General features: G+C 72.1%; 14 protein-coding genes. 8 read left to right on the forward strand and 6 right to left on the reverse strand.

Annotated features, from left to right (window positions below; genetic code table 11):
* Positions 1 to 84: 84 nt before the first annotated feature.
* Positions 85 to 741 (reverse strand): HAD family hydrolase, encoded by a 657-nt coding sequence (locus tag AB0K05_RS17635; protein WP_271275943.1) that lies wholly within the window; start codon positions 739 to 741, stop codon positions 85 to 87.
* A 118-nt stretch (positions 742 to 859) separates the two neighbouring features.
* On the opposite strand from AB0K05_RS17635, the gene AB0K05_RS17640 reads away from it, so the two are divergent.
* The gene (locus tag AB0K05_RS17640; protein WP_364230092.1) at positions 860 to 1,462 is read left to right on the forward strand and encodes a Uma2 family endonuclease; all 603 of its coding nucleotides are present in this window, start codon (positions 860 to 862) and stop codon (positions 1,460 to 1,462) included.
* Here the strand turns inward: AB0K05_RS17640 and hrpA are convergent.
* Positions 1,452 to 5,345, reverse strand: coding sequence for an ATP-dependent RNA helicase HrpA (gene hrpA / locus AB0K05_RS17645; RefSeq protein ID WP_271275945.1), 3,894 nt, complete (start codon positions 5,343 to 5,345; stop codon positions 1,452 to 1,454). The two genes, AB0K05_RS17640 and hrpA, sit on opposite strands and share 11 nt — an antisense overlap.
* Before the next feature lie 227 nt (positions 5,346 to 5,572).
* Positions 5,573 to 6,307: a polyphosphate--glucose phosphotransferase gene (gene ppgK, locus AB0K05_RS17650; RefSeq protein WP_364230094.1), complete on the reverse strand. Its 735-nt coding sequence runs from the start codon at positions 6,305 to 6,307 to the stop codon at positions 5,573 to 5,575.
* A 109-nt stretch (positions 6,308 to 6,416) separates the two neighbouring features.
* On the opposite strand from ppgK, the gene AB0K05_RS17655 reads away from it, so the two are divergent.
* The gene (locus AB0K05_RS17655; RefSeq protein WP_364230096.1) at positions 6,417 to 7,523 is read left to right on the forward strand and encodes a TIGR03118 family protein; all 1,107 of its coding nucleotides are present in this window, start codon (positions 6,417 to 6,419) and stop codon (positions 7,521 to 7,523) included.
* Positions 7,524 to 7,570: 47 nt separating this feature from the next.
* Here the strand turns inward: AB0K05_RS17655 and AB0K05_RS17660 are convergent, their stop codons facing one another.
* Positions 7,571 to 8,155: an HAD-IA family hydrolase gene (locus AB0K05_RS17660; RefSeq protein WP_364230098.1), complete on the reverse strand. Its 585-nt coding sequence runs from the start codon at positions 8,153 to 8,155 to the stop codon at positions 7,571 to 7,573.
* A gap of 145 nt (positions 8,156 to 8,300) precedes the next feature.
* On the opposite strand from AB0K05_RS17660, the gene AB0K05_RS17665 reads away from it, so the two are divergent.
* On the forward strand, positions 8,301 to 9,119 hold the full coding sequence (locus tag AB0K05_RS17665; RefSeq protein WP_148030248.1) for a DUF4253 domain-containing protein: 819 nt from the start codon (positions 8,301 to 8,303) through the stop codon (positions 9,117 to 9,119).
* A gap of 64 nt (positions 9,120 to 9,183) precedes the next feature.
* On the opposite strand, the gene AB0K05_RS17670 is transcribed toward AB0K05_RS17665, so the two are convergent.
* Both AB0K05_RS17670 and AB0K05_RS17675 read right to left on the reverse strand, forming a co-directional pair.
* The gene (locus AB0K05_RS17670; RefSeq protein WP_148030247.1) at positions 9,184 to 10,017 is read right to left on the reverse strand and encodes an SAM-dependent methyltransferase; all 834 of its coding nucleotides are present in this window, start codon (positions 10,015 to 10,017) and stop codon (positions 9,184 to 9,186) included.
* 168 nt (positions 10,018 to 10,185) lie between these two features.
* Complete coding sequence (locus tag AB0K05_RS17675) at positions 10,186 to 11,442, reverse strand: helix-turn-helix transcriptional regulator (protein WP_148030246.1); 1,257 nt, start codon at positions 11,440 to 11,442, stop codon at positions 10,186 to 10,188.
* Positions 11,443 to 11,667: 225 nt separating this feature from the next.
* On the opposite strand from AB0K05_RS17675, the gene AB0K05_RS17680 reads away from it, so the two are divergent.
* From AB0K05_RS17680 to AB0K05_RS17700, 5 genes are all read left to right on the forward strand, one after another.
* The gene (locus AB0K05_RS17680; protein ID WP_219543082.1) at positions 11,668 to 12,411 is read left to right on the forward strand and encodes a hypothetical protein; all 744 of its coding nucleotides are present in this window, start codon (positions 11,668 to 11,670) and stop codon (positions 12,409 to 12,411) included.
* Between the two features lie 314 nt (positions 12,412 to 12,725).
* The gene (locus AB0K05_RS17685; RefSeq protein ID WP_364230101.1) at positions 12,726 to 14,522 is read left to right on the forward strand and encodes an MFS transporter; all 1,797 of its coding nucleotides are present in this window, start codon (positions 12,726 to 12,728) and stop codon (positions 14,520 to 14,522) included.
* A 2-nt stretch (positions 14,523 to 14,524) separates the two neighbouring features.
* Positions 14,525 to 14,728, forward strand: coding sequence for a hypothetical protein (locus tag AB0K05_RS17690; RefSeq protein ID WP_148030243.1), 204 nt, complete (start codon positions 14,525 to 14,527; stop codon positions 14,726 to 14,728).
* Complete coding sequence (locus tag AB0K05_RS17695) at positions 14,725 to 15,453, forward strand: arylmalonate decarboxylase (RefSeq protein ID WP_148030242.1); 729 nt, start codon at positions 14,725 to 14,727, stop codon at positions 15,451 to 15,453. Before AB0K05_RS17690 ends, AB0K05_RS17695 begins: the two co-directional genes overlap by 4 nt.
* 178 nt (positions 15,454 to 15,631) lie before the next feature.
* Positions 15,632 to 18,553, forward strand: coding sequence for a hypothetical protein (locus AB0K05_RS17700; protein ID WP_364230104.1), 2,922 nt, complete (start codon positions 15,632 to 15,634; stop codon positions 18,551 to 18,553).
* Positions 18,554 to 18,612: the final 59 nt, after the last annotated feature.

Consider the following 18,612-nt stretch of genomic DNA (forward strand, 5'->3'; position numbering starts at 1 on the left):
GCCAGGCGGACCACGTCTTGAACCCGACCGGCAAGGCGGGTCAGGCCAGGCGGACCACGTCTTGAACCCGACCGGCAAGGCGGGTCAGGCCAGGCGGCGCAGCGCCGGGAGCAGCGCGTGCAGGTCGTCGGCGATCACGTCGGCGGCCTCGCGCGCCTCCGGCCGCGCCGCGTGCAGGTAGCCCCACGGGCCGCGGCGCAGCAGGGCGGTCCGCATCCCGGCCGCGGCGGCGGGGCGCACGTCGTTGTCGAGCCGGTCCCCCACGTAGAGGATCTCCCCCGGCTCGCGCCCGGCGACCGCGGCCACCTTGGCGAAGAACCCGGGCGCCGGCTTGGACACCCCCCACCCGTCGGAGGTGTGCACCGAGTCGACGGGCAGCTCCATCGCGACCAGCGCGTCGTAGGCCCGCACCGGCTGGTTGCCCGCCAGGATCACCTGGTAGCCCGCCTCCCGCAGCCCGCCGAGCGCCTCGCGCACGTCGGGGTAGAGGTCGTCGGCGTCGAAGTGGTTGCGCAGGCTGTCAGGCTCGTCACGCTCCCAGGCCGCGATCTCGGCCTCGACGTCGAACCCGGGCCGCACCAGCTCGAACCCCTCGCTGAAGGACTGGTCCAGCGCGGCCATCCCGCCGAGGACGCCCATCAGCACGAACCTCGGCACCCCGAGCCGGTCGGCCCACCGCGACCAGATCCGCGTCTCGTCGATCACGGTCTCGCCGACGTCCAGCACCACAGCCTTGATCATCAAAACCCATCCGTCATCTGGAATTTTCCCTCCACTGTACGAGCCCGCCCCGACGCCCAGATTCGTGGAATACTGAGCGTGCCCGTTCGAGTACGGAGGGACAGATCTGATGGTTGCCATGGCGATCCGGCACGACGAGTACGCGAAGCTCGCCCCCACCAGCGAGAAGCGGATGCCGGAGACCGCGCGAGAGCTGTTCGACGCACTCCCCGAACTCCCCGGTTTCCGGGCCGACGTCATCGAAGGAAACCTCATCGTGAGCCCTGTCGGAACCCCCGCCCATGGCCGCTCCGCCATGCGCCTCAACCGAGCTCTGGCCCCTCTCATGGATGAGCGGGGATGGGAGTCGTGGGTCGGAAACGTCGATGTGTGCGTCGAAGGCCCACGTGAGCCTGTGGAGCCGGACTTCGTGCTGGCACCGCTCAACTGCCCGCTCTGGGGCGAGCGCGAGCTGCGGTCGTCCGGGCTGATCATGGTCGCCGAGGTCGTCTCGACCGGTAGCGCGATCAGGGACCGTGAGGAGAAGCCGCCCCTCTACGCCACCGGCGGCATCCCGATCTACCTGCTGATCGACCTCGTCGCCAAGACTCCCTCCGTCACCGTCTACAGCGAGATCGGCGACAGCGGGTATCTCGCCCGCGCCACCGTCCCCATCGGCACGCCCTTGCGACTGCCCGCGCCGATCGACTTGGAGCTCGACACGTCGATCTTCAAGGCCTGAGGCGGTCCATCGCCTTGGCGATGCGCTTCTCCGACACCGGGGTCGGGGTGCCGAGTGTCTGGGCGAAGAAGCTGACCCGCAGTTCCTCGATCATCCAGCGGATCTCCGCCACGTCCGGGTCCGCGCGCCGGCCAGGGGGCAGGCGTTCCAGCAGGTCGTGGTAGTCGTCCTCGACCTTGTGGACGCGGTCCATCCACTCCTCGTCACGCCACGGGTCCTCCGGCAGCTTGGTGAGCCGGCGGTCGACGGCGCGCAGGTAGCGCAGCACGTCGGGCAGGCGGGCGTGGCCGGTGGCGGTGACGAAGCCCGGGTAGACGAGCCTGCCGAGCTGGTCGCGGACGTCGTCGGCGGAGGCGCTGGAGCGCATGGCGTCGAGCTGGATCCCGGCGGCGTGCCACACCGTCAGGATCTGCTCCACCCGGCCCAGGATGCCGGCCGCCGTGTCGTACAACTCGGCGCGGACGTGCTGGTAGAGGCGGTCGTAGGCGGCGGGGTCCCAGACGGGGCCGCCGAGGTCGCGCATGAGCTTGTCGGCCGCGGCGTCGACCACGTCCTCGAAGAGGGCCACGGCGCCGCCGTGCGGACTGCGTGACAGGGCCAGCTTGGCTTGGTTCGACAGCCCCGACAGCAGCGGCTTGGCGGGGTTGGCGACGTTCAGCAGGAGCAGGCGGCGGGTGCCGGCCCAGTGGGAGCGGCGCTGCTCGGCCTCCGTCTCGAAGATCTTGATCGAGACCGAGTCGCCGGCGTCGGCCAGCGCCGGATAGCCCTTCATCCGGCCCTGCTCGAACACTTTCGGCAGGGTGCCGAAGCTCCACGTGCGCAGCCCGGTGCGTTCGAGGCCGTCGCCGGCCTCCGAGAGGGTCTTGCGCAGGCGCGGGGCGAGGCGGCGCTTGAGCGCCGCGAGGTCCTTGTCCTCGGCGATGGCGCGCCTGCGCTCGTCGATCACCCGGTACGTGATGCGCAGGTGGTCGGGAACCTGGTCGAGCTGCCAGGCGTCGCGCGGCACCCGCACGCCGGTCAGCCTCATCAGCTCGCGCTCGACGGCCTCCAGCATCGGCTCGGCGCCCGGCTCGGCGTTGGCCAGCACCTGCCTGGCGTAGTCGGGGGCGGGCACGAAGTTGCGGCGCAGCTGCTTGGGCAGCGACCTGATCAGCGCGGTGACGAGCTCCTCGCGCAGGCCGGGGATCTGCCAGTCGAAGCCGTCGGAGGTCACCTGGTTGAGGAGGTGCAGCGGCACGTGGACGGTGACGCCGTCGGCGCCCTGCTGATCGTCCGGGTCGGGCGCGAACCGGTAGGTCAGCTTCATCCGCTGGCCGAGCTGCCGCCAGGTGTCGGGATAGTCGCGGGCGCTGACGTCGGCGCCCTCGTTGACCAGCATCTCCGGCGAGAAGGTGAGCAGGTCGGGCTGGTCGGCGCGGGCTTTCTTCCACCAGGAGTCGAAGTGGCGGGCGGAGACCACGTCGGCGGGCAGGCGCTGGTCGTAGAAGTCGAACAGGGCCTCGTCGCCGACGAGGATGTCGCGGCGGCGGGCGCGGTTCTCCAGCTCCTCGACCTCGCCGAGCAGCCGCCGGTTGTCCTTGAGGAACTTGTGGTGGCTGTCCCAGTCGCCCTCGACGAGCGCGTGTCGGATGAACAGCTCGCGCGACAGCTCGGGATCGATGCGCCCGTAGTTGACCTTGCGCCCGACGACCAGCGGCACCCCGTACAGCGTGACCTTCTCGTACGCGATCACCGCCCCTTGGTTCTTCTCCCAGTGGGGCTCCGAGTAAGTGCGCTTGACGAGGTGCTGCGCGAGCGGCTCCACCCAGTCGGGCTCGATCTTGGCGTTGACCCTGGCCCACAGCCGGGAGGTCTCCACGAGCTCGGCGGACATCACCCACTGGGGCTGCTTCTTGGCCAGCGCGGAGCCGGGGAAGACGGCGAAGCGGGCGTTGCGGGCGCCGAGGTACTCCTGGATGGGGCGGCGGCCGTCGGAGGCGCGCTGGCGGTCCATCACGTCCTTGACGCCGACGTGCGACAGCAGGCCGACCAGGAGCGACTTGTGGACCAGCTCGGGGTCGGCCGGGTTGCTGTTGGGGTGCGCGCCGAGCGACTGGCGGATCTGGCTGTAGATGTCCTGCCACTCGCGTACCCGCAGGTAGTTGAGGAACTCGGACTTGCACAGGCGGCGGAAGGCGCTGGAGGAGAGCTCCTGCTGCTTGTCGCGCAGGTGGTTCCACAGGTTGAGGTAGGTGAGGAAGTCGGACTCGGGGTCGGCGAAGCGGCGGTGCTTCTCGTCGGCCTGCTGCTGCTTGTCGGCGGGGCGCTCGCGCGGGTCCTGGATGGACAGCGCGGCGGCGATCACCATGACCTCGCGCACGCAGCCGTTCTTCTCCGCCTCCAGCACCATGCGGCCGAGCCGGGGGTCGACGGGCAGGGTGGCGAGCTTGCGGCCGATCGGGGTGAGCTTGCCGTGGGCGTCGAACGCGCCGAGCTCGTGGAGCAGGTTGACGCCGTCCTTGACCTGGCGGCGGTCGGGCGGCTCGACGAACGGGAACGCCTCGATGTCGCCCAGCCCGATCGAGGTCATCTGGAGGATGACCGAGGCCAGGTTGGTGCGCAGGATCTCCGGGTCGGTGAACTCCGGCCTGGCGAGGAAGTCGTCCTCCTCGTAGAGGCGGACGCAGACGCCGTCGGAGGTCCGGCCGCAGCGGCCCTTGCGCTGGTTGGCGCTGGCCTGCGAGATCGCCTCGATGGGCAGGCGCTGCACCTTGGTGCGGTGGCTGTAGCGGGACAGGCGGGCGTAGCCGGGGTCGACGACGTACTTGATGCCGGGCACGGTCAGCGACGTCTCGGCCACGTTGGTGGCCAGGACGACGCGGCGGCCGGTGTGGCGCTGGAAGACGCGGTGCTGCTCGGCGGCGCTGAGCCGGGAGTAGAGCGGCAGGATCTCGGTGTTGCGGAAGTCGGCCTTGGCCAGGGCGTCGGCGGCGTCGCGGATCTCGCGCTCGCCGCTGAGGAAGACGAGGATGTCGCCGGGCCCCTCGCCGGTCAGCTCGCGGCAGGCCTCGACGATGCCCTGGGTCTGGTCGTCGTCCTCGCCCAGCGGGCGGTAGCGGACCTCGACGGGGTAGGTGCGGCCGGACACCTCGATGATCGGCGCGTCGCCGAAGTGGCGCGAGAACCGCTCGGGGTCGATGGTGGCGCTGGTGATGATGACCTTGAGGTCGGGGCGTTTGGGCAGCAGCTGCTTCAGGTAGCCGAGGATGAAGTCGATGTTGAGGCTGCGCTCGTGGGCCTCGTCGATGATGAGCGTGTCGTACTGCTCCAGCATGCGGTCGTGCTGGAGCTCGGCGAGGAGGATGCCGTCGGTCATCAGCTTGACGAGGGTGCGGTCGCTCGCCTGGTCGGTGAAGCGGACCTTGTAGCCGACGACCTCGCCCAGCTCGGTGTGGAGCTCCTCGGCGACGCGCTCGGCGACGGTGCGGGCGGCGATGCGGCGCGGCTGGGTGTGGCCGATGAGGCCGCGCACGCCCCGGCCCAGCTCCAGGCAGATCTTGGGGATCTGGGTCGTCTTGCCGGACCCGGTCTCACCGGCGATGATGACGACCTGGTTGTCGCGGATGGCTTCGAGGATGTCGTCCCTGCGCTGGGAGACGGGCAGCGCCTCCGGATAGCCGATCTCCGGCACGCTCTCGCGGCGGCGCTGAAGGCGACGCTCGGCACGTTCCACGTCGGCGAGGATCTCCGCGGCGATCTTCTCCCGCGCTTCGCGGGAGCGCACCCGGCGCACGCCGTCGAGCCTGCGCCGCAGCCGCCGCTGGTCGCGCGGCATCAGGTCGGGCAGGCGGGCCTGAAGCTCTGTGAGAGAGGAGGACGGAGAGGACAACGCAGGAGTTCCCATACTGCTTTCAGGATATTCGGGCCCCGCGTGCCGGGAGCCAACGGCCCATCGTGCCCGACGGGCGCGTCGCGCGCATCTCGAATTCCGTTGACCGTGATCGCCCGCGACCGGCCCACTCTCCCCAGAGTTGCATCGTGGGCGACCACGGTCATAGATGAGACTCCCCTAAGCGGAGATCGGTTGCCATGAGTCATGGTCACGTTTTGGCCCGTGGTGTGGGCGGTCCGTCACCCAGCGTGCGCGCCGGCCTGGGCCGCCGCCCGGGCGGCGCCGATGATGCCCGCCTGGTTCAGCAGGGCGGCCGGGACGACGGGCGTGTCGAGGCTGATGTGCGGCAGGAACTTGCCGGCCTTCTTGCTCACGCCGCCGCCGATGACGATCAGGGAGGGGGTGAACAGCATCTCGACGTGCCTGAGGTACTCCTCCACCCGCTCTGCCCACTTGTGCCAGCCCAGGCCGTGCTCCTCGCGCGCCCGGTCGGAGGCCCGGTGCTCGGCGTCCGTGCCGTGCAACTGCAGGTGACCCAGCTCGGTGTTGGGCACGAGCACGCCGTCCGCGAACAACGCGCTGCCGATCCCGGTGCCGAACGTCAGCATGAGCACGACGCCGGGCTGCCCCTGCCCCTTGCCGTACGTCATCTCGGCCATGCCGGCGGCGTCGGCGTCGTTGAGCACGGTCGCGCCCCCGAACAGCTCGCCCGCGTGCACGCCCGCCCACGAGCCTTTCAGGTTGACCGCGGTCCTCACCACGCCGTCCACGACCACCCCGGGGAACGTCACGCCGACCGGGCCCGTCCAGTCGAAGTGCCGGACGATCCGCGCCACCGCGTCCGCGACGGCACCCGGCTCGGCGGGGTGCGGGGTGGGGATGCGCAGCCGCTCCGCGGTCAGCTCGCCGGCCCGCACGTCGACGGGCGCGCCCTTGATCCCGGAGCCGCCGATGTCGATGCCCAACGCGTCCATTCCCCTTCACTCCCCTTCAGACAGCGCGAAAACCTGCTTCGAGACCGTACTGAACCGGAATCCCGGATCTCGCGTATCTCGCGTCACAAGCGCTAACAAGGAGGCACGGATGCGGTTACGCATCATCACGGCCTGCGCTGTCGCCGTCTCGACGGCAGCCACCCTCACCATTCCCGCGCAGGCCACCACACCGAAGCAGAACCGGTTCGACGTCGTCGGCCTGGTGTCCGATGTCCGCGGGAAGGCGGCCGTCACCGATCCCAAGCTGGTCAACCCGTGGGGGCTGGCCATGGGCAAGACCCTGTGGGTCTCCAACGCCGGGACGGGCACCGCCACCGTCTACTCCGGCCAGGGCAAGAAGGAGCGGACCGAGGTCGCCATCCCCGGCGGCGCCCCGACGGGGCAGGTGTTCAACGGCGGTGAGGGCTTCACCGTCAAGGGCAAGCCCGCCACCTTCATCTTCTCCAGCCCCAGCGGCGCGATCACCGGCTGGAACGCCGAGGTGGACCCGAAGAACGCGATCATCGGCGCCTTCACCCGCGGCGCCGACTACAAGGGCCTGGCCATGGCCGAGACCGACGACGGCGCGTTCCTGCTCGCCGCGGACTTCGCGGGCGGCCGCCTGCACGCCTTCGACGAGGACTTCCGTCGCATCAGGCTGTCGCGCTCGCAGTTCAGGGACCGCACGGTCCCGGCCAACTACCACCCGTTCAACGTGGAGGTCGTGAACGGGAACGTCTGGGTCGCCTACGCCCTGCGCGACTCGGAGACCGGCAAGTCCGTGGCCGGCAGCGGCAAGGGCTTCGTCAGCCGCTTCGACCTGAACGGCCGCCTGACCGGCCGCATCGCCCGGGTCGGCCTGAACGCGCCGTGGGCGATCACCAAGGCGCCGCGCGGCATGGGCAGGTACGCGGGCGCGCTGCTGGTCGGCAACTTCGGCGACGGCACCATCCACGCCTACCGCGGCAACCGCCACCTGGGCGCCCTGCGCGCGGCGGACAACCGGCCGATCACGCTGCCGGGACTGTGGGACCTGGAGCCCGGCACGGCCGCCATCGGCGGCGAGAACACGCTCTGGTTCTCGGCCGGCTCGGACGGCGGCAAGCACGGGCTGCTCGGCATGATCAGGCCGACCGGGACGAAGGCCCCGACGCCGGCGGCGACGCCGACCACCGACAGCGGCAACCAGTCGAAGTCGCCGTACCGCGGCTACTGACCCCCGCCTTTCCGGCACGGCGGGCCCGGGCCGTGCCGGGAAGGGGGTCACGACGGCGGCAGCACGGCCGCGAGGTCCGCGACGCTCCGGAAGTGCACGCCGGTCATGCCGAGCGCCCTGGCGGCCACCACGTTCTCCAGCCGGTCGTCCACGAACAGGCAGCGTGCGGGCGCGACCCCGGCCAGGTCGGCGGCGAGCTCGTAGATGCGCCGGTCGGGCTTGGCCAGGCCGACCCGCGCGCTGCTGACCACGGCGTCGGCGAAGGCCGTCAGCTCCAGCCGTTCGAGATGATCCTCCAGGGTGTCCATGGCGTTGGTGACGAGCACCAGGGGCATCCGCGCCCGCGCCGCCGCCAGCAGCGCCCGCACCTCCTCGTCCACCCGGAACGGCACCGCCATGAACTCCTCGACCGCCTTCTCGGCCTGCTCTCCCCCGCCCAGCGCGGCGACGATCGACTCGGCCCACTGCGCCTCGGTGATGTGGCCGAGCGTCGCGGGCATGATGAGCGCCGGGTCGAAGGCGGTGGACGCCAGCGGCAGCCCGTAGCGGGCCTCGATGTCGGCTTGGACGGCATGGTCGAACTGGCGCAGCACGCCGTCGAGGTCGCACAGGATGGCGTCGAAGGTCGTCACGACCCCCATTGTGGCCGAACGCCGGAAGCCCGGCCGATGACGGTGCGCGGGATTCGTTGATACGGGATCGCCCAGGACAAAAGTCCTGAAGCGAGTGGCGGCACTACCATCTCGGAGGCAGGATTCCGTCTCGGAATGGTAGGGCATGAACGATCATCGGCTGCCGGGCGAGCTGTGCCGGCTCTTCGCCGACGGCGGCAGGGGGCGCGGCCTGTCGGCCGGGCTGCCCGAGGGCGAGGTGATCTGGCCCGATCCGGGCTACACCGGCCAGGGTGAGCCCGTCAGGCCCGCGTTCTGGATGAGCGACGAGCCCGCGACGGGCGACGACTGGCGGCGCTTCCGCGAGGAGCATCCGCGCAGCGGGCTGTGGCCGGTCCTGCTGGACGAGTCCGCCCAGCCGTGGTCGGTGGGGCAGGTGGTGCCGGACGATCCGGTGCAGATCGACCACTTCACCGCCGAGGGCTTCATGGCGGAGGTCTGGGAGGAATGGGTGGCGCAGATGCCGGCCGACGCGCTGGCCGAGCTGGAGCCGTACGGGGCGATCTGCCCGGGGCTCGCGCCCGCGGGCCGGCCGGTCGCCGATCCGGACGTGGTGGCCGCCTGGTACGCGGACGAGCTGGCGGTCAAGGGCATGCCGCTGGGGCTCGTGGCCGCGGAGAGGGGCGCCGACGCGCTGGCCGCGATGGGCTGGCAGGGCGCGCTGCACCACAACGAGTGGATGGTGCCGCTGGCCGCCGTGGTGCGCAGCTGGGAGGACCGCTTCGGGGCGCGGGTGGTCGGCGTCGGGTTCAACACGCTGGAGATCAGCGTGGCCGCGCCTCCGGCCGATCAGGAGCACGCGCTGCACGTGGCGGCCGAACACTGGACGTTCTGCCCTGACAACGTGCTCCAGGGTCCCGGCGACCTGCACGGGTACGCCGGGCAGTTGATCGGCTCGCACGCCTGGTCCTTCTGGTGGGACTGACGCGCGGGCGCCGCCGCCCCGGGCCGGGGCGGTGCCCTCGGCCCGGACGGCGGTGTTCCGCGGATCATGGCAGCAGCGCCACCGCCCCGTAGTTGCCCGAACTGCCGGGCTGGTCGGCGCAGGCGTCGTCGTCGCCGTCCGGCCGCCACTCCGGGACCCACACCAGCCCCGGTTCCAGCAGTTCCAGCCCTTCCAGCAGGGCTTCGAGCTCCTTGCGGGTACGGACCGCGTGTCCCGGCAGCGTCATCGCCAGCAGATCGTTGATCGCCGGCAGCAACTCCCGCGGGATGCCGTCGAACGTGGTCTGCAGCAGGGCCAGGTAGCTGCCCCGCGGCGCGTTCTCCCGCAGCCGCTTGATGACGTGACGGGCCTGCTCGTCGTCGCTCACGTTGTGGCCCGAGACCACGACCCAGGCCATGGGCCGGTTCCAGTCCACGAACGTGCGCACGACACGGTCGTCCAGGATCTCGTCGATCTGCGGGATGTCACCCTCGACCACCCGCACGAGATCGGTGATCGGCTCGATGGTGGCTTGCGCGTTGGCCAGCACCATCGGGTCGTTCTCGATGTACACGACCCGGGCGGACGCCGTGCGCGGCGTCTCGCGTGCGATGTCGTGCAGTCTGCGGCCCGGTGGCAGGCCGCTCGGCACCCCGCTGCCCACGATCAGGAACTGGTCGACGCCCTCCAGCGCCAGGTGGCGTACGACCCGTGATAAATACCCGAGAATGGCTTGTGCGGCAGCAGTGGTGATCTCGGCGGCCACGTCGTAGCGGTTGACCGCCTCCCTGTCGGCTCTGAAGTTGTTCTTTCCTCCCGTCGCCGCGTCGAGTATGCGGGTAACCCGTGCATGGGTAGTGTCGAGATTGGCCAGGTTTCGGATAGCCCGCTGGCGCATTGGGTGTCGCCCCTTTCCCCTCGCCCACTTTCTGTTGGGAAAGTTCCGGTTGCTGACCCCACTCGGTTGCCCAAATTCATAATGGTGGAAAAATCCCTTTATCCAAGCACCCAGCCCTAGATTTTTTGGGATTTATGCTCTTTCGTTCTATCGGGTGTGGTGGAACGATCAATTCCCCACGGCGCGGGCGAGCCTGTCGCGGTGGGCGCACAGCGTCTCAAGGGTCTCGTCGCGGGTGGTCGTGGTCACCGACAGCTTGGTGAAGGCCTGGTGATAGGCCTCCACCTGAACGGCGTCCGTGATCAGTTCGTCCGCCTCCAGCGCGTGCGCGCACGCGATGTCGGGCTCGAACGCCTCGTCGAAACGCCAGAGCGTGAACGGGCCGGTACGCGGGACGTAAGCGGGATCTTCCATCGGCACGATATGCAGAGAGATATTGGGGCGTTTGGCGAACTCGATCAGCCGGTTGAGCTGATCGAGCAGCACGGGGGTCTCGGTGATCGAGCGGAGGAGCACGCCCTCGTCCATGACCGCCCACACGACCGGTCCGTTCGGCCCCAGGATGAGCCGCTGGCGGGCGGCCAGGATGTCCACCGCCGAGTCGGCCGTGGTGTGCCGGAAAGATCCCATGTCGGCCGCCGCGATCGCCGCGAGCGCGTAGTCCTCGGTCTGCAGCAGCGGCGGCACGAAGTGGGTGTGATAGGTGCGGATCACCGACGCCCTGCTGTCGATGGAGCAGGTCGTGGCCAGCCATACGGGGAAGTTGCTCGAGTCGTACCATTCGAGCTCGCGCTCGCCGCGCGCGATCGACAGGACGTACTCGCGGGCGGGCATGGCGGTGACGCCGTACAGGGTGAGCAGGCGCTCGACCGTGGCGGGGGCCGGGGCGATGCGGCCCTGCTCGACCGCCTCGACCGCGATGGCGCCCTTGCCGAGCACGGCCTCCACCTTCTCCGGCGACAGCTGCGCGGCCAGGCGCAGCGAGTGGAGCCGCTCGCCGAGCGCGCGGCGCACGGACTCCTCCAGCGGCGCGGCCGCGTCGGGGATCTCCATGGCGGGCTCCGGGTCCGCGGGCAGGTCCTCCGCCTTGCGGGCCAGCTCGATCACCCCCCGCAGGACGGACAGCGAGCTCTCGGAGAGCCCGGACGCGGACAGGCCGATGCCGGCCGCCCGGAGCTGCAGGTCCTCGACCGTGCCGGCCTCGACGTGATCCTCGCCCACCAGCCAGCCCACGCTCACCTGGAGGCACGCGGCCAGCGCCCGCAGCACCTGGAGCGTGGGGTTGGTCTGCTTTCCCGTGCGCAACTGGCTGACGTAGGCGCGGGTGATGGGGATTCCGGCCTCGGTGAGCGCTGCGGCGACCTGAGCACCCGTGAAACCGCGCTTGGCCAGCGCCAGGTCGAGTCGCTCGGCGAACTTCGCCACGCATGCCTCCTGCTACCCGTAATACGCAATCAAGCGTAGACCTGACCCCTCGGCGGGACGTCCTGACCGGACAGGTCACCCTTCCCGCACCCGGGGCATCTTCTTTCGGCGAAAACTGAGAGTTGACACACTATCCCGCATCTAGCCAGTATCGTACGACACGTGGAAACTGTTACCTGACAGCCGGACGCTCAACGGAGCCGCTCGGCAGGGAGGTGGCCGGACGTGACCATCGATCACCAGGTCAGTCCCTGGTTCACCAGAACCCCGGTCTCGCCAGTGCAGGAGCGGGTGATCCAGCGCATCTGCGCGCGGTCAGCCCCCGACGGCGAGCCGGTCAACGTGTCAGACCTGCCCTTCGGCGGCGTCCAGATCTGGATCGACGGCGACGGTGACAGGTGGAGCCTGTACCACCGGATGGCCCGCGAACTGCGGCTCGCGGGCTGGCATGTCGAGCCGGCCGCCGACCGGCTGCTGGTGCTCGGCTGGAGCGCCGACGGCCTGACGCACCGCGTCCAGGTGCTCGCCGCCGCGCTCGCGGGCCGGCTCGCCGACTACGACCTCACCATCTTCACGGCGGTCACCATCGCCACCCGGCTGCGCCAGGAAGGGCGGCGGGCCGGGAGCATCGTCGCCGAGGTGGAGGCACGGCTGCGCGAGGACCTGCGCTGGCCGGACCGCCTGGAGGACCTCGACGGCCTGCAGCGGACCGCCACCCTGGAGCCGCTGCGGCTCCGGCTGGCCCAGGTCGTGGGCCTGGAGGCGAAGGTGCGCCGGCGCTGCGCCGAGCACCTGTCGCTGGCCGTCCGCGTGGCGACGACGGTGGCCGGTGGCCGGGTGCCGCCGCGCGTCCGCCCGGCCCGGCTGACGACCTGCCTGTCCGAGCGCGTGGTCGCGGCCAGCGTGCCCAACCGGCCGCCCGGCCTCTCCGTCCCTCCCCTCCCGGACGCCTGCGCGCCGTCGCGATGACCCGCCCCCCGGCGCACCACTCCCCCGGCCCGGCCCCCGGCCCGGACCGTCGCCCCGCGCCCGCACGGCCGCCAGGCGAACCTCACCGGCCCACGTACACCCCCGTGACCCCGTACGAGCCGGAACCCGCGCACCATCACCGGGACGCCGCACAGCCCGGCGGCGTGCCCCGTGTGCCCTCCCCCGTCTCGGCCGGGAAGCGCATCCAGGCGGGAAGCCCCGGCTCCCCCGTCTCCGGACGGGCCCGCCGGAGCGAACCAGGGAGGAGAGGTGTTCCCCGGCGGACCTCCGCACCCGGGCAGCGGCGTTCTGACGTGCGGGTGGGCGTGCGGCGGGTGTCCGCTCCGCGCCGGCGGGGGTTCGTGGGGTTGCGGGTGGTGGCCGCAGGGGTGGCCGGTGTCGTCATGGGGGATTGGGTGGCCGGGATGCTGGCCGCGCCGATGCTGGACCTCGATCCGCTGGCGGTGGCGCTTCCGGTGGCCGGGGTCGCGTGGGCGGTCACCGTGAACCTGGTCGCGATGGCGGCGCTGCCGGCCGTCGCCGGGCGGATGGCCGACCTGGCGGGACGGCGGGGCGTGCTGGCCGTCGGACTGGCCCTGTACGTGCTGGGAGCCTCGGCGGTGATCGTCGCACCGTCGTGGCCGGTGCTCGTCGGGGCCCGGCTGGGGCAGGGGGCGGGTATCGCGCTCATGGTCCCCGCCGCGCTGGCGATGCTTCTCGCCGCGCTGCCGGAGCGGCGGCGGCCCGGCGGGGTGGCGCTGTGGACCGCGGCCTGCGCGGCCGGGGTGCTGGGGATGCAGGCGGGCGGTGGATGGCTGCTGGCCACGTTCGGATGGCGCGGGCTCTTCCTGCCGGGGGCGGTGCTGGCGGCGGCGCTGTTGCTGTTCGCCCCCGCGCTGCCCCGGTCTCTCGGTGCTCCGGGCCACGCCTCGGCCCCGCGTGCCCTGGCGGGCGCGGTCCTGCTCGTCACGGGGATCGCGGCAGCGGTGCTGACCCTGGCCAGGGGCGGCGTGTGGGGCTGGACATCCGTGCTGACACTCGGCTGCGCGAGCGCGGCGACGCTGCTCCTCCTGACGGCGACACTGACCCTGAGACACACACCCGACCCCGAAGCCACAGACTCCGCGACCACACGAACCGACCTCGGCTGGACCGCAAGCTCCGCGGAGGCACGGGCAGGGCTCGGACGGACGGCAGACTCTCCGGACACCGTGCTTACGCGGGCGACAGGGCAGGCTGGGCGCGGACGGGCCGCAGCTTCAGCGGACCCTTGGTCTGACCTCGGCTGGGCCACAGGCTCCGCAGAGGCGCGGGCAGGTCTCGGACGGGCGGCTAACTCTCCGGACACGCAGGCTGGGCTCGGGTGGGCGGCGGGCGTGTCCGGGGCGTTCGGTGGTGTGTTCTTCGCTCTGCTGGCGACCGGGCCGGCCTACGTGGCGGGAGTTCCCGTGCTGGACGGGAGTTCCGGTGCCGGGCCCGGGTGGCTCTGGCTGGTGCCCGTTCTGGTGGGGATGGCCGCGGCGGCTCCGTTCGCGGCCCGGGTGGGCCGGCGTCACGGGATGAACGGGGTCGCGCTCGGCGGCGCGGTGGCGCTGGCCTCCGGGTGCGGATCGTTGCTGGCTGGTCCGTACCCGCTCCTGGTCCTCGCCGGCGCACTGCTGGCGGGGGCGGGGCTGGGCGCGCTGGCCACCGGCGCGCTGACGACGGGCACGGCCGCGGCCGGGCGGGGGAACCTCTCGGCCGGGGTGGGCGCGGTCGAAACCGCCCGCGTGGTGGGCGCGGCGGCCGGGCTGGCGGGCGCGGCGGTCCTGACGACGAGCGGCGTCCCCGGGATCACCGGTGCCGGGCCGGACGCCGTCCTGCTCGCCTGCGTGGCGGTGGCGGTCCTGACGGCCGCCGCCGCGTCGTGGCGGATGGTGACGGCACGACGGCACCGCGCCGTACAGGCCTCTCTGCGCGCGGCGCGGCAGGAGGCCGAGTCACTGCGCGGGCTCCTGCTGGAGCTCCGCGCCACCTTCACGGAAGTACGTGGCCAGGCCGATCGAGAGCTGGTCCGCCTCGGCCTCCAGGACGTTCCAGCCCCTTGGGGCAACCCCCATGGACAGGAGTGATCATGCTCACCGACGAGGTCCGCGGCCCGCGGCACCACGGCGTTCCCGTACGCGGGACCCGGCCGGCCGATCAGCGCTCCGCGAGGACGGCACACCGGCTGCACGGCATCCGGCACGTGTCCGGACGGACGGTCGCCCCGGCCGACGGCTTCCCGGACAGAACGCCTGACGTGCCGCCCGAGGAACCCGGCGGGAGGGCGGCATGAACCGCGGCAGGGTGGGCGTGCTGGTGCCGCCCGCCAACCCGTCGGCGGAGCCCGAGCTGACCCGCCTGCTCGGCTCCCGCGCCGACATGCATGTCAGCCGGTTCCCGGTACGCCCGGGGCTGGCGATGGCCGAGCGTCTGGAGAGCTACAACGCGGCGCTGCCCGCGATGGCCTGCTCGTTCGGCGACCTGGCGCTCGACGCGCTCGTCATGGCCTGCGACGGCCCCCGCTACCTGCTCGACCCGGACGAGGACCAGGACGAGTGCGAGCGGATGAGCGAGCGGTTCGGGGTGCCGTTCGCGACCGCGACGGTGGCCATCATGGAGGCGATCGGGCACCTCGGGGTGGAGGAGGTGCACATCGTCTCGCCGTACCAGCCGTGGCTGACGGAGCTGGCCGAGCGGTTCTGGAAGGCCGCGGGCATGCGGATCGCCGGGGTCGTGCCGGTGCGGGCGCAGGGCGGTTTCTCCCCGTACGACATCACCCCTTCGGAACTGGTCGACCAGGTTAAGCAGGCGGACCTGCCCGTCGACGCGGTGCTGCTGTTCGCCTGCAGCGGAATGGCGACGCTGCCGGTGCTGGGCACGCTCGGCGCGGGCAACGACCGGACGCTGCTCACCTCGAACCTGTGCAGCGCGTGGTGGGCGCTGTCGCGGGCGACGGGCCGCCCGGTCACGCTGAACCGGCCGCCCTCGCGGGCGGCCGCGCACGGGAGGGCGTCATGACCGCCTTCCCCGCTCCTTGGACGGGGGTCGCCGGCACCACGCCCGCGGCCGGCGTGGACGGTGCCCGATCCGGCGCCGGCGACCCCGAACCCACCCTGCCGGAGGCCGTCTAGCGGGCCCCCTGACGTAGCCAGGGGCCGGGCGAGGGACGCCGTGCTAGCTGGAGGAGTAGTCGATCATGTGGCGGACGCTGTCCAACGAGGCGCGCGAGGCCATCGGCAGGCTGTGCGAGCAGCATGGAAGGCACCTGTACGACTACTGCCGCACGGGCCTGTCGGCCTCCGACGCGGAGCTGGCCGTCGCCGGGGCGCTGCTGTCGGCGCACGTGCACGGGGAGCGGCTGCGCGATCGGAAGCGGCTGCGTCCGTGGCTGTACGCGCTCGCGCGGTGCCATCGCGCGGCCGTGGCGGCGTCCAGGCCGGCCAGCCCCGGCTCGTGGACCCGGCCGGGCGCGCCGGGCGAGGTGGCCGACGCGCTGCGGGCGCTCGACCCGCCGCACCGGGAACTGCTCGACCTCTCGGTACGGCACGAGCTGGCGAGCGCGGACATCGCCATGATCTTCGACGTCTCCGCGATCGAGGTGAACACCATGATCGCGGAGGCCGCCGACCGGCTGGAGGAGTGGGTCGCGGCGGTGCGCGCGGCGCGGACCCGCGACGGGTGCGCGCGGCTGGCGGTACGGGTGACGGACTGGGCGAGGGCGCCCGGCCGGCGCAACCGCACCCGGATCGCCCGGCACGTCCGCTCCTGCCAGGCCTGCCAGGCCGCGCCCCGCGAGGGGGTGCGGGCCGGTGTGCTGCTGCTCGGCCTGCCGCTGGCCGCGATCCCTGACACGTTACGCGACCAGCCCGCCTGGGGTGACCCGCTGCCCGGCGATCCGGCGGCGTGGCGCTCCGACGGGTTCCCGGCGCAGGCGCGCGGTCTGATGGAGCCGCCGCCCGCGCTGATCTCCCTGGTCCCCGGCCCCACGACGGGCACCAGGGAAAACTCCTGGCCGGTGGCGGGCGCGGCCGCCACCGGCCAGGAACCCTCCGGCGGCGGCCCGCCGGAGCCCGACGAGCCCGGCTCCCGGGCGCGCCGGGGGCCGTCCGCTTCGCCGGGCACGGCCGAGGCTCTGCTGCGGGCGGCCCACCAGACGGGCGAGCGCCTGGTGCCCACCGGCACCACGGGGCTTCCCACGCCGCCCGCGGGCCACGACTCCTCCTCGGGCGACACCATCCCGTACCGCAAACGCGGCGACTTCCCCCCGATGCGCGTCCCCACCGAGAAGAAGACCGCGCCGCCGCACTGGGGCACGGCGCAGGAGGAACGTCCCGCCGAGGCGCCCTTCGGGGAAGACCCTTTCGACACCGGCGCGTCACCGGACCGGGGCGACTCCGCCGCCCCGCCGGACGAACCGCGAGACGGTACGGACGAGAACGCGGAAGCCGCCGAGGTGAGCGGTGACACGGACGGGACACGGGACGACGGGAGCGCGCCGAATACGGGTGACGAGAAAGCTCCGCCGAACGCCCCCGCGCCTCCCCGAGGCGAACGCGGAATCGACCCCACGACCCTCCGACGCGGGAACGAGACACCACCTCGGTGGGACGCGACCGAACCCGGCACGCGGGCCCGCTCGGGCGATGGCGAGCACGGAGGCGACACAGTCCCCCGCCGGAGACTCCCCGGACTCGGTGACAAGACACCACCGCGCTTGGCCCCTGACGGGGCCGGGGACAAAAGGCATTTGAGCTCTGGCGGGCTCGGCCCCAAGAAGCCGCACTCCTGGAGTTCTGGCGGGTTCGGGGACGAGACACCACTCCGCTTGAGCCCCGACGGGCTCGGAACCAACAAGCCACCTCCCTGGAGTTCCGGCCGACTCGGGGATGAGACGCCACCTCGCTTGAGCCCTGACGGACTCGGGACCAAGAACTGGGGTTCAGGCGAGCCCGGGGACGAGACACCAACTCCCGACGGGCTCGGCCCCGAGAAGCCGCACTCCCGGAGTTCTGGCGGGTTCGGGGATGAGACGCCGCCTCGGTTGGGTGAGGGCGGGGTGGACGGGTGGATCAGTGTGCCGTTGCCGAGGCGGAGTGACGACCCGCCGCGGCAGCACGCGCCGATGCGGACGCTGGATCCCGGGTGGCGGAGCGGCAGGACGCCGGTGACCCAGTACGGGGACAAACTGGTGTTCGCGAACCCGCCCGTGGAGAGTCCTGCCGGGGGCCACGGGGAGACGTGGGACGAGTTCTGGCGGGAGCGGCCGGACGAGGACGACCCGGAGGCCAGGATCTCGCTGCAGTGGCTCGTACGGGCCGCGCTGATCGTCGGTGTGGTGATGCTGGTGGCGGGCCTGGTCTGGGCCGGGATCCAGAGCCGCCAGCGCCAGGCCCCGGCCACACCGGACCCGGCGACCGGCCAGTCCCCGGCGGATCCAGGAGCCACGGCGGGAACGGAACAGGCACCGGCCGACCCCCAGGCCACGACAGACCAGGATCAAGTACCCGCCGACCCCAGAAGTACCCAGGTACCGGCGGACACCAGCGCGCCAGCGGACTCGGAAGACACCCAGGCGCCCGCGGACACCGGCCCATCCGGCAACGCGCTAGCCGACGCCCGTACGTCCGATGACCCCGGAGGCGCCCAGACGCCCGCGGACACCGGCTCACCCGCCGACCCCGCGGACACCGCAGCCCCGGTGGACGCGGCAGCGCGGGGAAAGGCGTCTCCCCCGGCGCCCGTGGCGGCGATCTCGCCCACGTCCGTGAAGCTGGGCGAGAAGCGGTCCGGGACGTTCAGGCTGACGTGCACCGGGGACTGCCGCGTCACCTCGTTCTCCGGCACGAACGGTATCGCCGTCTCCGGCAACGCCTTCACCGTCGCCGCCCCGGCCGCCCGCCCCGGCTGCGCGGGCCCGCCCGTCACCGAGTCCGGCGTCGTCACCGTCCACTGGACCGGCACCGCCAAGGGTGACGGCGAGACCACCGAAGGCACGACCACGGCGGACGGAACCCTCACGCTCATGGTGTCGTGGACCGTCACCCATGACAGAGGCGCCCTCATCCCCGACACGAACGGAGGCGGCTATTGGAGCAACTGCCCACGAACACGTGAATGACCAAGGCGAAGATGCACACACGAGCAAGAGGGCCTCGGGCGGCGATCCGCCCGAGGCCC

This window comes from Nonomuraea sp. NPDC049486 (assembly GCF_040676925.1).
GTDB classification, from domain to species: Bacteria; Actinomycetota; Actinomycetes; order Streptosporangiales; family Streptosporangiaceae; genus Nonomuraea; species Nonomuraea ferruginea.

Excerpts from the sequence above, each read along its gene's own strand:
- AB0K05_RS17670 (WP_148030247.1), bottom strand. The coding sequence starts at position 10,017 with ATGCGCCAGCGGGCTATCCGAAACCTGGCCAATCTCGACACTACCCAT.
- ppgK (WP_364230094.1), bottom strand. The coding sequence starts at position 6,307 with ATGGACGCGTTGGGCATCGACATCGGCGGCTCCGGGATCAAGGGCGCG.
- hrpA (WP_271275945.1), bottom strand. The coding sequence starts at position 5,345 with ATGGGAACTCCTGCGTTGTCCTCTCCGTCCTCCTCTCTCACAGAGCTT.
- AB0K05_RS17695 (WP_148030242.1), top strand. The coding sequence starts at position 14,725 with ATGAACCGCGGCAGGGTGGGCGTGCTGGTGCCGCCCGCCAACCCGTCG.
- AB0K05_RS17635 (WP_271275943.1), bottom strand. The coding sequence starts at position 741 with ATGATCAAGGCTGTGGTGCTGGACGTCGGCGAGACCGTGATCGACGAG.
- AB0K05_RS17690 (WP_148030243.1), top strand. The coding sequence starts at position 14,525 with ATGCTCACCGACGAGGTCCGCGGCCCGCGGCACCACGGCGTTCCCGTA.
- AB0K05_RS17640 (WP_364230092.1), top strand. The coding sequence starts at position 860 with ATGGCGATCCGGCACGACGAGTACGCGAAGCTCGCCCCCACCAGCGAG.
- AB0K05_RS17655 (WP_364230096.1), top strand. The coding sequence starts at position 6,417 with ATGCGGTTACGCATCATCACGGCCTGCGCTGTCGCCGTCTCGACGGCA.
- AB0K05_RS17700 (WP_364230104.1), top strand. The coding sequence starts at position 15,632 with ATGTGGCGGACGCTGTCCAACGAGGCGCGCGAGGCCATCGGCAGGCTG.
- AB0K05_RS17665 (WP_148030248.1), top strand. The coding sequence starts at position 8,301 with ATGAACGATCATCGGCTGCCGGGCGAGCTGTGCCGGCTCTTCGCCGAC.